Annotated in this window: 10 protein-coding genes and 2 pseudogenes; 1 reads left to right on the top strand and 11 read right to left on the bottom strand. The window is 29.2% G+C overall.

Annotated elements, in window-relative coordinates; all coding sequences use genetic code 11:
- Positions 1 to 85: 85 nt before the first annotated feature.
- The 3 genes and pseudogenes from JJC05_RS10125 to JJC05_RS10115 all read right to left on the bottom strand — a co-directional run bounded on the left by JJC05_RS10125 (position 86) and on the right by JJC05_RS10115 (position 3,494).
- Positions 86 to 1,301: pseudogene (locus tag JJC05_RS10125) on the bottom strand (aminotransferase class V-fold PLP-dependent enzyme).
- Between the two features lie 62 nt (positions 1,302 to 1,363).
- Positions 1,364 to 2,524 (bottom strand): hypothetical protein, encoded by a 1,161-nt coding sequence (locus tag JJC05_RS10120; RefSeq protein WP_235877339.1) that lies wholly within the window; start codon positions 2,522 to 2,524, stop codon positions 1,364 to 1,366.
- Positions 2,511 to 3,494, bottom strand: coding sequence for a DUF2157 domain-containing protein (locus JJC05_RS10115; RefSeq protein WP_235877338.1), 984 nt, complete (start codon positions 3,492 to 3,494; stop codon positions 2,511 to 2,513). Before JJC05_RS10115 ends, JJC05_RS10120 begins: the two co-directional genes overlap by 14 nt.
- Before the next feature lie 322 nt (positions 3,495 to 3,816).
- Between JJC05_RS10115 and JJC05_RS10110 the strand changes: the two genes are divergently transcribed.
- Positions 3,817 to 5,154 carry a serine hydrolase domain-containing protein gene (locus JJC05_RS10110; protein WP_105195658.1) on the top strand — a complete coding sequence of 446 codons (1,338 nt, stop codon included), beginning with the start codon at positions 3,817 to 3,819 and terminating at the stop codon, positions 5,152 to 5,154.
- A gap of 517 nt (positions 5,155 to 5,671) precedes the next feature.
- Here the strand turns inward: JJC05_RS10110 and JJC05_RS10105 are convergent.
- The 8 genes and pseudogenes from JJC05_RS10105 to JJC05_RS17265 form a co-directional block, all read right to left on the bottom strand.
- Positions 5,672 to 6,418 carry an SH3 domain-containing protein gene (locus tag JJC05_RS10105; RefSeq protein ID WP_088391808.1) on the bottom strand — a complete coding sequence of 249 codons (747 nt, stop codon included), beginning with the start codon at positions 6,416 to 6,418 and terminating at the stop codon, positions 5,672 to 5,674.
- 80 nt (positions 6,419 to 6,498) lie between these two features.
- Positions 6,499 to 7,845, bottom strand: coding sequence for a BatD family protein (locus tag JJC05_RS10100; protein ID WP_374226287.1), 1,347 nt, complete (start codon positions 7,843 to 7,845; stop codon positions 6,499 to 6,501).
- 140 nt (positions 7,846 to 7,985) lie between these two features.
- Entirely contained in the window at positions 7,986 to 8,294 is a 309-nt protein-coding gene (locus tag JJC05_RS18865) for a BatD family protein (protein WP_374226286.1), read from the bottom strand.
- A gap of 109 nt (positions 8,295 to 8,403) precedes the next feature.
- On the bottom strand, positions 8,404 to 9,054 hold the full coding sequence (locus JJC05_RS10095; protein ID WP_309597307.1) for a tetratricopeptide repeat protein: 651 nt from the start codon (positions 9,052 to 9,054) through the stop codon (positions 8,404 to 8,406).
- A gap of 90 nt (positions 9,055 to 9,144) precedes the next feature.
- The gene (locus JJC05_RS10090) at positions 9,145 to 10,194 is read right to left on the bottom strand and encodes a VWA domain-containing protein (protein WP_105195682.1); all 1,050 of its coding nucleotides are present in this window, start codon (positions 10,192 to 10,194) and stop codon (positions 9,145 to 9,147) included.
- Between the two features lie 40 nt (positions 10,195 to 10,234).
- Positions 10,235 to 11,235, bottom strand: a pseudogene (locus tag JJC05_RS10085) (vWA domain-containing protein).
- Positions 11,235 to 11,648, bottom strand: coding sequence for a hypothetical protein (locus JJC05_RS17270; protein ID WP_258928555.1), 414 nt, complete (start codon positions 11,646 to 11,648; stop codon positions 11,235 to 11,237). Before JJC05_RS17270 ends, JJC05_RS10085 begins: the two are co-directional and overlap by 1 nt.
- 430 nt (positions 11,649 to 12,078) lie before the next feature.
- Complete coding sequence (locus JJC05_RS17265) at positions 12,079 to 12,819, bottom strand: BatD family protein (RefSeq protein WP_258928553.1); 741 nt, start codon at positions 12,817 to 12,819, stop codon at positions 12,079 to 12,081.
- Positions 12,820 to 12,992 lie beyond the last annotated feature (173 nt).

Here is a 12,992-nt window from a genome sequence, read left to right as displayed (position 1 = left end):
GTTGTTTTTTTTGCATTTACAAGAAACTAATAAAACGAAAACCGAAAATAAAGTGAGTGCTATTTTTTTCATCTGTATGATTTTTTTAAGATAACATAATTTTTGCTTTTTTAACAGCTTCTATAAAGGTATCTATTTCTTCTTTTGTATTATAAAAGGAAAAACTTGCTCTTACCGTGCCTCGGAATTTGAAAGAAATTCATGATTGGTTGTGTGCAATGATGACCTGTACGAACAGCTATACCTAACTTATCTATAATTGTGCCAATATCGTATGGATGAATGCCTTGGATATTAAAGGAAATAACTGAGGTTTTATTTTCTGAGGTACCAAATATTTTTAATCCTTCTATTTCTAATAATTTTTCAGTAGCATAGGATAGCAGCTCTTTTTCTTGTTTTTGAATATTTTCAAAACCTATTTTGTTTAAATAATCAATAGCTGTACCTAAAACAATTCCATCGGCTATGTTAGGCGTACCTGCTTCAAATTTATGTGGTAATCCTGCATAAGTAGTTTTTTCAAACGTTACTTCTTTTATCATTTCACCTCCTCCCATATAAGGAGGTAATTTGTTTAACCATTCTTCTTTGCCATATAATATACCAACCCCTGTTGGGCCACAAATTTTATGTCCTGAAAACACATAAAAATCACAATCTAAAGCTTGAACATCTGGTTTTAGATGTGGAGTGGCTTGTGCTCCATCAATTAAAACGGCTGCCCCTACTTGATGTGCTTTTTTTATAATGTATTCAATAGGATTTATTGTTCCTAGTGCATTTGAAATATGATTGAGTGAAACAATTTTTGTTTGATCAGAAAGTAATTTATCAAATTCCGAAAGGATTAACTCTCCTTTTTCATTCATTGGGATAACAACTAATTTAGCACCAGTACGTTCACACAACATTTGCCAAGGCACAATATTACTATGGTGTTCTAATGCCGAAACCATTATTTCATCCCCTGTACTTAACAATGTTGTAAAACCATTTGCTACTAAGTTAATTCCTTGTGTAGTTCCTGATGTAAAAATAACCTCATAATTATGTTTTGCATTAATATGTAATTGTATTTTGTTTCGAGATTCTTCGTAGGCATCTGTTGCTAATTGGCTCAATGTGTGTACACCACGATGAATATTTGCATTGATTTCATTGTAGTACTTAGAAATAGCATCTATGACTACCCTTGGTTTTTGAGCGGTAGCTCCGTTGTCGAAATATATTAAGGATTTTCCATTTACTTTTTGGTTTAAAATAGGAAAATCTTCTCTAACTTTTTGGATATCAAACATATTATTTAGAAAAATTCTAAATGCAAAATTAGTTAATTAGTTAGGATTTTTTATTAAAGTTTTCAAAAACTTTCACCGCTCCCTCCTCCGCTAAAATCCCCTCCTCCAAATTCAATAGGTGATTTTTGTATTATGGCTGTACTTGCATTAACATGGGTATTAATTAAAATCGCTTTTATTAAATCAAAAGTCATAGGATTTAGGCTTTTATCTTCTTTGAAAGTTATTCCCTTCGTATTGTTTTTAATTTTCTGAATCGAAAAATAAACTATTATAAATAAGATTATTCCAGTAAGTAATAATACGTATTCTGTTGGTAAGAAATAATAATATCGAATTGTTTCAAAACTTAATCCTAAACTTAGCAACCCTATACAAAAAAAAATTCTGTCTCTTATTTTTAATCCATAAAAAATATAAAAAATGGGAATAAAAAAGGTTGCAATATAAAACAATGTCGCCAAAGGCATTTCTTCGGTATTAGAAAGTTTGTTTTTGACTAAAATATTAGATAATTCTTTGACTAAAAAATAGTTGAGTGATGCGTATGCTAATAACACACTAAATATTTTTGCTGTAAAAATTACATTTTTATAGATAAAATATTTTATATGCTGTTCTATTTTGAATAGTAAAAGGTAAATTACTAATGCCAGTATAAAAAATAATATGGGAAATAAAAAGAAAGGTATTATTTTCTTTTCAATGACTAAATAACCCATATAACTGGTAAAGCTTATTAAAGAAATAAAAACAGAGGGAGTATGTACATAACGAATGGTTGATATAAGTGAGGTTAAAATAATGGTTATAAAAACAAGATTTATGCTTTCAGTAAATAGGGCTATAGAAGTCCCAAAAAAAAGAGGGATGGATAATATAAACGAATCATCTAAACCGTAAGAAAAATATTTTTTATTACGTAAAATTTCTGAGATAAAAACACCTAAAATTCCTAAAATAAATAAATAAGAACCGTATATTTTAAAGTTATCTCCAAAATATAAAAATAAAGTATAGGTACTTAATATGATCGATATTAAAAAATTTCCTAATAAGAAAAATCCGATTCTAACTAAAATATTAGAGTTGGTTTTAGTTGTAATTATTTCTTTTTTTATTTTTTCATATTGATTTTGATCTATAATTTCTAGTTTAATCAATTTTTGTGTTTCTTCTAAAAGAAAATGATTTTGAATTGTATTAAAATTACTGGCTAGCATATATTTTCTTTTTAAAATCTCGAATTTGTTTAATAAAAAAGATTATTGAGCCCACTACATAAAATGGCATTACTGAAGTTAGAAATTCTGTAATTATATGTAAATCATATTCATATATTACTTTGAAAAATATTATATTAAGTCCTATATAACTATAAAACAGAGTAAATATATAGCCTGAAATTGTGATATACTGTAAACTTTTTATATAAAAATAGTACGTAACAAGCCCTAGAATGAGGCTATATAAGATCCAATTTTTTTCTTGTACTATTCCTATTAAGCAAGTCAAAAAGAGTAAATGCAACGCAAATGTTAGTATAACTAAACTGAAATGAAGCTTTAATTTGTTTTTTTCTGAATAATATTGCCAGATTATTAAAAGGGTTCCAAATACTAATCCTGAAAGAAGTAAATGTTTATCATTTAAAAAATTGTATTCTAATATGTTTTGAATTTTTAAAGTTAAACCTACAAAACTTCCTAATGCAGTAATACTTATTATAAGGGCTTTCTTATTATCAAAATAATAGGCTATTCCTAAGGATATTATCCCGCAAATTAAGGTTGTTATGCTATAATCATTCTCTTTTATATGAAAATTATACTGAAAATAGCTTATCAAGGTACAAATTAAAATGGTTGTAAAAAGTACTAAATAATCATATAAAGGATTTTCATAAAAAACTTCTTCTTTTGAAAATCCTTTTGATTTTGTATAACTAAAATAGCAGCTAATAGTTGTAATAATACCTAACAATAGCAATAAAAGGATATGTCCTATGGTATCTATATTTTTATAAATAATGATTCCTATTCCACTTGTAAAAAACAAAATAGACAAATAGATTAAAAACAACAACTCGTTTCTAATAGAGAAGACAACTAATTTAGAATATTCTTTTATTGCCTTATATTGCGCTTCTTTAATAAATTTCTTCGTAAAAAGTAAATCAAAGATTGTAGTCATAAAAATTTATTTTGGAGTGGCTTAACTTTTTTGATTGAAGCGAAAAATTGAGATTTTGTTCCAGATTTTATTTTTTTACATGGCATAGCAGGACTACAAAAGTAAAATATGAGCATAGAAAAATCTTTTTGGAGTCAACTGAAAAACTGTAAATCACTTTCTTTATCAAATATAAAAGATAATGGAGATATTTTTTATAATTTTAAAAAACTTTATCTTGCACTTAGTAAATGTTTTTTAAGAAATACCTATTGTAAAAAACAACTCTATCAAAAGAGATAAAATGTGTATTGTATCTTCCTTAATTTAAAATTTATATAAAATGAAAAAGATATTTGGGGTTATTGTCCTTCTTTTTATAGGAGCCACTGGGGTTTTGATATTTCAAAATTATCCGAAACTTGATTTAATTTCTGGATTTTCAGCAAAAAGTGTGGCTTCTGCTCATTTTTTAGACAATCGTTCTCTTTCTGTTATTGAAAAAACAGACAATGATATTAATTTAATTGATTTAGCTAAAAATGAAATCAGTGATGAAGGAAAATTTGCGGAAGCTTCTGTATATGGATTAAAGAAACGAAAAGCAGTATATCGTGAGGGCTTAGGTAGTGTATTAGTAAATGATGATTACGATCCTAAAAAACCTTATTTAGTTCCTAAAAGGAATTTTATTCTTGATACTAAAATTCCTTTTCCTTATGGCAATGGAGAACCTTTAAAACCTAATTTTCTAAACATTGATTATAACCGATTAAATAAAGCTATTTTTCAAGCATTTGAACCAAATAAAAAAGGAAAAAGATCTTCTCGTGCTATAATTGTAGTTTATAAAGATCATATTATTGCCGAAAAATATGCTCCTAATTTTACAAAAGATTCCAGATTACTGGGGTGGTCTATGACTAAAAGTATTACTGGAACATTTTTTGGTATTCTTCAAAAACAAGGTAAATTAAATATTAATCAGCGAGCTCCTATTTCTGAATGGAAAAATGATGCACGCAAAAACATCACTATTCACAATTTATTACAAATGAATTCTGGTTTAGAATGGGATGAAAATTATGATGAAATATCAGATGCTACTAAAATGCTTTTCCAAGAAAGCGATATGACAAAATCTCAAATAAAAAAACCGTTAGTTAACAAACCGAATACTAGCTGGAATTATTCTTCGGGTACTACAAATTTACTTTCAGGAATTATCCGCAATCAATTTAAGACACATCAAGAGTACTTAGACTTTTGGTATACTGCTTTGATTGATAAAATCGGAATGCACTCGATGGTGGTTGAAACTGATTTAGCAGGTTATTATATAGGGTCTTCCTATGCTTGGGCCAATGCTCGTGATTGGGCTAAATTTGGTTTATTGTATTTACACAAAGGCAATTGGAATGGAGAACAATTATTTGATCCTAGTTGGTCTAATTATGTTGCTACTCCTACTCCTACTTCTAAAGGAGAATATGGTGCTCAGTTTTGGTTAAATAGGTCTGGAATATTACCTGATTGTCCCAAAAATATGTATTATGCTGATGGATTTCAAGGACAGCGCGTATTTATTATACCTTCTCACGATATGGTAATTGTACGTCTAGGTTATGGTCATATTGATTTAAATGCCTTGGTAAAGGAAGTATTAGCTAGTGTAAAATAATTAATATTTTAAAAGGATGTCTTTTTTCATATAAGATAAGCTGCAAGATTGCAGGTAGACACTTAATTTTAAAACAATTTTCAAGGTAGTTATCAAATAATCAAAGAAAAGTAGCGTTATACTCTCATTTTTGGATTTATTACTTCTTAAACCTAAATTCTGCATTAGAACTCAAAGGGAATAGACTTCGTCAATTCCCCTTTATTTTATTCAAGTCCAAGAATGTACTCGAATTATAATGATCAAAATAGTTCATTATTTCTTTTTTAAAATTTTCTGTGAGCACTTGAATTTATTGAAAAATTTTGTTTCACAACGAAGTCTAATGCGTAATCTGGATTAAAATAGCCTTTTATAAAAAGTATTTATGAAATAACTAATCCCGTTTTTAGAACAGAAGTCTTAAAAACGGGATTTTAAATTCAGACGTAGGAATTTTAAAATTTAATTTTGGTCTATTTTTTTGAATATGTTTTTAAATTTTATGCTGATAAACATAATTCTTAAGAGAGTATCTTTACTTTTTTATTTCTTTTACGGTACTTCTATCAAGCCAGCCTTCTTTTAAATCTGCTATTTGAATTTTATAAAAATTATCTAGAGTTTCAATAATTTTTACTTTTGTGCCTGCGTGTAAAGTAAAAACATTAGTAGCCGTGGCGTTTGGTTCACTCTTTACATTTATTATATCAGCAAAAACAATAGCTGGATTTTCTTTTTGATAACGATTTTGCTCGTAAAAGCCAGCTGAAAGGCTTAATAAAACCATGAATAGACCACATACGATTCCGGTAAAGAAAATTCGTTTTAAATTGGTGCTATAGGAATAATAATAAATCACAAAAGAAAGTAATGTGAAAATGGCTAAAAAAATAGTTATCCAAGCCCAAGTATCATAGCAAAATATTGAGGTGAAATCTGCTATAATTTTTGAAAAACCAACTTGTGGTATTTCTTGAATATCATCAATTGCCATTTTTTGGGCAAATGTTAAATTGTTTTGTATTTCTGTATCATTAGGATTTAATAACAGTGCTTTCTCAAAGTTAAAAACAGCTGGTGCAACTCTATTTAGTTTATAATAGCAATTGCCTAAATTAAAGTATAGTTCTGCTGACTCTTGTCCTTGAGCTAGTATATTTTCATAGGCTTGAATTGCTTCTTGATACTTTCCTTTTTGATATAGATCATTTCCTTTTTCAAACGCATTATTTGCCCAAACAAATTGAGAAAGAAACAATAATATGTATAATATTTTTTTCATTTTATTTAACCGCTAAGAACAAAAAGTACTATACGTGGCTATTTGTTCATCATTTAAATTTCTTTTTACTCTCTTAATACTTAAACTATCTGCTTTTCTAAATTGGAAATAATACTTACCGCTAGATTATAATCATTTTGAATACTTGTACTAGTTGAAGGTGCATATCGAGCAAATTCACAACTTTCTACTAGCGCTATAAATTGGGCTACAGTATCTTCGTTTGCTTTTTTCTGAAGTAATAATTCACAAATTTTATCTTTGCTCATATCTGATGTTTCTATATATAATTTTGCTTTCAGAAAGTTATGTAATGCCCGTTCTAATGCAATATAAAATGGTTCTTTATTGGCTAATTGTTTCTGAGCTTCTGACAAATATTTTTTTGCTAATTTATTGGATAGCTTGATTTTGTTTCCTGTAACATCCGCATCTCGTTCTTCTTTCTTACGACGTAAAACTATAATAAGTGGAATGGCTAAAAATGGGATTATTAGTAAGATATAAAACAAACCTGATCCTAAAAAATCTGAGGTAGCTTGTGATTGTAAATGGGTTTTTGTTTTTATAAATCCAAAGGTAGAAGCAGCTGTTACTTTAGATTTGTTTGAACTTATTGTATTGCCAGCTAAGTTATTTCCTTTTTCTACAAATAGGGTAATTTCTTTAGAAGTAACTGACTTGTAACTTTTTGAAGTTAAATCAAAATAAGTAAAAGTCATAGGTTTAATTAAATATTTCCCTTCGCTTTGTGGTATAATTGTATAGGTATCTTGGATATTTCCTGTCATACCCGAAAGTGCTGTTTGTACGCTTTCTTGATGTTGTGGATCGTACATTTCTAATGAAGAAGGAACAATAGGTTTGGGTAATGTGAAGAGTTTTAAATTTCCTTTTCCAGAAACTGTTATTTTTAAATCAATAGACTCTCCTGCTTTTACACTGGTTTTAGATGGATTTACTTTAAAGTCAAAATTACCTACTGCTCCTGTAAAATCAGTTGGTTTTCCTGCTTCAGGAAGCGCTTTAACTATAATATTTTTTGCTCCTGCCGAAACTTTTTTATGTCCCATAGTCATAATAGGACGTCCAAAAAAATCAACATCGCCAGAAGGTACCTCAACTTCTACATCTAAAGTTAGAGGTTCTATAACTAATTTACCTGTTTTTTGAGGATACAGTACTGTTTTACGCAATATGGCATAACGATACATCTCTCCTTTAAATTTTCCTTCTTCTACTTGTAATTGTTTTATATCAATATTTTGGCTCCAAAAATTATTATATTTAGGATTTTGTGTTTCTTGCCATCCGCCGACACCTGAACGATGACTTACATAAATTTTATAAACTACAGTAATAGGTTCGTTCAAATACGGATTATTATTAGATATTTCAGCAACTAAATGTACTCCTTCCTTACCCATAGCTGATGAAGGAGGTGCTTGCTGACGCTGTTGTTGATAATATGGACTCCCTCCTCCGTATGGATCGTATGGATCGTGTTCTTCTTGAACGGCGTTACCAATGGTTATCTTAACGGCATTAGATCTATAAACCTGACCGTTTATTTCAATGGAAGCTCCTTTAATAAGAAAAGTTCCTTTTTAGTAGGTTGAAGAAAATATGAATAGGTTTTTTCATACGATTTTCTTCCGTTAACCCACGAATAGCTAACGGATTGGTTCGGTCCTCCTATAATTCGGAAACCATCAAATGTCGGAGGATCAAAATTATCTCCATCATCATTCATTGTAAAATCAATTCGTAAACGCTCGTTTATACCCAAATTGTTCTTACTCACATTCGTTACAAACTGTACTTGAGCTGTAATTTTTACACAAAATAAAATAAGTATAAAAAATAATTTCTTCATTCTTTTTGTTTTCTTTTCTACCAATCTTTTCCTTCTTGTCTTGGAGCTCCTTTTACTTTTCGAGCATTCACTCTATCTTGTATTTTTTTCTCCTCATTATTTACCGCATCTAACAAATTTTGCATCCTATCTTTGGGTACATTATTGGGTTTAGGCTGCGGGTTATTTTGATTTTGATCTTTGTTTTGATCTTTATTATTAGGCTTGTCTTGTTTGTTTTTGTTTTTATCGTTCTGCTTTTTGTCCTTATCTTGATTGGAGTCTTGATTTGGTTTTTTATCAGGACTATCTCCTTTTTTATCCTTTTTTTATCATCATTTTTTGAAGGGGGATTTTCCTTCAATAATTTTTTTGCTAAAGCATAATTATAACGCGATTCTTCATCCGCTGGATTGTTTCTTAATGCGTTTTTATAGGCTTCAACTGCTTTATCATACGTCTTTTCTTTCATATAGGTATTCCCTAAATTATGATAAGCGTACTGTTTTTCGTTCTTTGTCTTGGCAATTTCCGTAGCTTTAATGTAAACTGTCTTAGCCTCTGATACTTGATTTTGTTTGTAAATTGCATTTCCTAAGTTATAGGCCGATACCGCTTTTTTAGGATTATTACTTTTTGAAATTCTAAAATTTGCTTCTGCTTCAATATATTGCTTCTTTTCAAATTTTGAAACACCATTTGGCAATTCAAAATCTTTTTTCTGCTGCGCAAAAATACTAACAGAAATTAATAAAACGATATGTAAAATAATTCTTTTCATTTTGTTAACCTTAATGGCTTTACTTATCTACTTGGCGCAATTATAAAAATTACGATATTTTTATAAGGATTAAAAAAATGGGATTTTTAGTTATTCTTTTTGTTTACTTTTTTCATTAAACAAATCTAATTTTTGAACCCATTTTGTTTTTGTTTCTAAAAGGAATACATCGAGTAATAACAAGAAAAATCCAAGTCCTAAAAACCATTGAAACTGCGATTGAAAATTAGCCATTTCTGTTGCTTCAAACTGTGTTTTTTGAATATTATTAAGGGATTTTCTCATAAAATCAACCACTTGTTTGGTATTGGTTCCGTTAATATAGCCTCCATTAGCGGCCTTAGCAATTGCTTCTAAAGCTTCTGGACGTAATTTAGTCGTAACGGTTTCTCCTGTTTCTTTATTTTTATGATATGATACAGCATTCCCATTTCTAATAGGAATAGGTCCTCCATTTAACGTTCCAACTCCAATTGTTATAATTTTTATTCCTTTTTTTCGTGCTTGTGCAGCTGCATCTTGGGCTTTTTCTGAATGATCCTCTCCATCAGTTACCATTACTAAAAGCTTACTAATATTGCCGCTTCCTTCAAAATATTTTTCGGTTAATTGAATTGCTTCATCAAGATTACTTCCTTGTGATGAAATCATCCCCGGATTCATACCTTGTAAAAACATTTTAGCCGCATTATAATCCGTTGTAATGGGTAATACGGGAAAAGCACTGCCTGAATAAGCTATAATTCCTATACGATCACTTCCTAAACCATTTATAACTTGTGATACTAATTGCTTACTTTTTTCTAATCGACTTGGTGCTATATCTTCACAAAGCATACTTTTTGAAATATCTATTGCAAAAACAATATCAATTCCTTCTCGTTTTACTTTTTCTACTTTTGTTCCTATTTTAGGATTTACCAAGCCTATAATTAACATTCCTAATGCTGAAAGGAATACTATAAATTTTAAGGTTGGTTTGAATGTTGATTTTTGAGGACTTAATTTTTTTATCAACTCTAAATCGCCAAATTCTTCTTGCTTTTTTCTTTTCCAAAATTGATTCCAAAGAAAAAGTCCTATTAATAAGGGTAATAGAAATAATAAATACAAATATCTTGGTTCGTCTAATTCGTACATTTTTTTTAATTTCAATTAGCAATAACAGTATTTTTTTGAATTATATAAAACTTCTAAAAATGGTTTTTCTCACTATTAATTCAATCAACAACAGTAAACTGGCCAACCAAACCCACGGTCGGTATTTTTCATCATAGTTGACAAACTTCAACTCATCTACTTTTGTTTTTTCTAACTTATTGATTTCATTATAAATATTCTCTAAACTCGAATTATTTGTTGCTCTAAAATATTTTCCTCCTGTTTTTTTTGCAATCCCTTTCATTAATTTCTCATCTATTTGTACAGGCATCATTTTAAACAAAAATCCGCCATTAGGAGCATACGCGTAGGGAAATAAAGCATTTCCGTTTGTTCCAATTCCTATGGTATAAACTTTAATTCCTAAGTCAGCTGCAATTTCGGCAGAAGTTTGAGGATCTAAAAAACCAGCGTTATTTACACCGTCTGTCATTAAAATGATTACTTTACTCTTGGCTTTACTATCTTTTAAACGATTAACAGCAGTAGCCAGTCCCATCCCGATCCCTGTTCCATCTTGTAGAACGTTGTCATATTTGATATCTTCTATAGCTTGCAATATCACTGCTTTATCGCTTGTTACGGGTGTTTTCGTATAGGATTCAGCAGCGTATACGACTACTCCTATACGATCATTTAAACGTTCTTTTACGAAATTAGATGCGACTTCTTTCAAAGCTTCCATCCGATTAGGCTTTAAATCTTTTGCTAACATACTTCCCGAAACATCAGAAGCTATGACAATATCGATACCGAAGGTACTATTGGTTTTATTACTTACATCTACTGTTCTAGGTCTTGCCATAGCCACGATTAAGGCACTTAAAGCAAGTAACCGCATAGCATAAAGCAAGGGTTTTATCTTTGTTAAAATAGATGTTGTTCCTTGAAAACCTCTTAGTGAACTTATCTTAAGTGTTGGTTTTTCTTTTTATTCATAAAGAAATACCATACGACTATTAAAGGTAATAGTAAAAATAACCAAAGAAATTCAGGATTTAAAAATGTTACATTCTTCATTACGGTGCTTTTTTAAGTTCAACGGATTGTAACATACGATTGGCAATTTTTTCTCCATTTTCGTCTCCTTCTTTAAAGGCTACCATTATTTGTTGTAATCCTCCTTCTTGACTAAATAATAATATTTGATAAATCATTTTTTCTCCATTTTTTGTCAAACTACCATATCCTTTCAGTCCTTGTAATCCTTCTTTGGTTTTAAAATCTTCTTGTTTTACTACTACATTCTCACAATCTTGGTTTTGTAAGGTTTGAATCATTCCTCCCAAAGCTTGTCCTAAATCTATATTGTTTTTTTGTTTAAATTCTGTTGAAGAAATAGCCATGTAAAAACCTTGAGTTAAACTACCATAATCAAACATTTGGGTACTTTTTACGATTCCTACTGCAACATTAGGAATAGCTTTAGACACATCATTACGTGTTAATACTTCAGGGGTTTCTATTATAATTCCCGGATTTCCGTATTCTGATTTTATCCAATCTGTATGGACTAATTCTTTAGTTGATGGCCCTGTAAAACCATTTTTAATAAAGTTTATCCCTTTTGTAATTCCAATAAATATGAATATTGATAAGACTAAGAAACTTATAATACCTACAATAGCTGTAATTTTCTTTTTACGCTCTTTTTTTATACGTATTTCTTCTTGTTCTTTTTGCCATTTTACACTGGTTTGATCTACTATTACAGGAATTGACTTATGAATATTAATAATAGTTGATTCTATTTTTTTCTATCCTCTTCTATTTCAAAATCTAATGGTTTTGATTGTGCAAATTTTACTAAGTCAGCTTGTTTTAAAACTTTTTCTAAACTTTCGACTGTTTCTCTAGAAAGTTTTAATTTTCTTTTTGAGCTGCTTGTCTTAAACTTAAAATAAGTTCTGAAGTGGTACTTTCTTTGGCAGGAATTTCAATAGCTTCTTCTATATATTCACGAGCAATATCAGTCAATTCAGAATAATAGGCTTTAATTTCTCCTTTTACTAAAAGTTCTTTTTTCTCTAATATTTGCAGTAAGCTTGTTGCTTTTTCTATAGGCGTACTATATACAGGCTCAATTTCTATTGTTTTTTGATATTTTTTATATAATTTGTATCCTAAAAATCCTAAACCAACTAAAATTAATACTCCCAAAAGATATTTCCACCAATCTCCTATTGGTTTCTCAGCCTCTATAATGGGTTTAATATCATACATTTTTTGTTTTAAAGTATCTACTTTAACGTTGAATACTTCTACCTTTATACTGTCTGAAAAATGAGGTTTGTTATTAATCAAAATAGGTATTTTGGGGATAACAAACTTACCTGAATCAAATTGAACTAAACCATATTTTTTGATTAGTTCAAACTTTGATTGTTCTTTTACTGTATCTATAGGATAGGATTCTATTACTTCAAATGAACCAAAATTTTTGTTTTTTGGAAAAATAATATTGTTTTTTGTATTTGACTTAACTTTAACAGTTAAAGTAAATTGAGCTCCTACTTTATTTTGTTTTTTATCAATAGAAGTTTCGATCTTTTGTGCAAAACAAAATGATGAGAGGAGCAATAATATGTATAGTTTACCATTCATTGATTAACGATTGAAGATTAACGATTTTTGATTTCTAAATTATTTTGAGTAGATGAATATCTGCAATGGATATTGAAATCAATTCATTTGCTTCATTTTTTATTTGATTAATTTTTGAATCATTTGGATGTGTATTACCTTTTTTATAGCTTTTAAACGATTAAGCGTTTTTT

Origin of the sequence: Flavobacterium davisii (assembly GCF_019565505.1) — a bacterium.
Lineage (GTDB): Bacteria > Bacteroidota > Bacteroidia > Flavobacteriales > Flavobacteriaceae > Flavobacterium > Flavobacterium davisii.
The sequence above is the reverse complement of the archived record's forward strand: the minus strand, read 5'-3'. Positions and strand labels throughout refer to the sequence as shown.

Coding starts and splice junctions, on each gene's coding strand:
- JJC05_RS10120 (WP_235877339.1), bottom strand. CDS start 2,524: ATGCTAGCCAGTAATTTTAATACAATTCAAAATCATTTTCTTTTAGAA.
- JJC05_RS10115 (WP_235877338.1), bottom strand. CDS start 3,494: ATGACTACAATCTTTGATTTACTTTTTACGAAGAAATTTATTAAAGAA.
- JJC05_RS10110 (WP_105195658.1), top strand. CDS start 3,817: ATGAAAAAGATATTTGGGGTTATTGTCCTTCTTTTTATAGGAGCCACT.
- JJC05_RS10105 (WP_088391808.1), bottom strand. CDS start 6,418: ATGAAAAAAATATTATACATATTATTGTTTCTTTCTCAATTTGTTTGG.
- JJC05_RS10100 (WP_374226287.1), bottom strand. CDS start 7,845: ATGGGTAAGGAAGGAGTACATTTAGTTGCTGAAATATCTAATAATAAT.
- JJC05_RS18865 (WP_374226286.1), bottom strand. CDS start 8,294: ATGAAGAAATTATTTTTTATACTTATTTTATTTTGTGTAAAAATTACA.
- JJC05_RS10095 (WP_309597307.1), bottom strand. CDS start 9,054: ATGAAAAGAATTATTTTACATATCGTTTTATTAATTTCTGTTAGTATT.
- JJC05_RS10090 (WP_105195682.1), bottom strand. CDS start 10,194: ATGTACGAATTAGACGAACCAAGATATTTGTATTTATTATTTCTATTA.
- JJC05_RS17265 (WP_258928553.1), bottom strand. CDS start 12,819: ATGAATGGTAAACTATACATATTATTGCTCCTCTCATCATTTTGTTTT.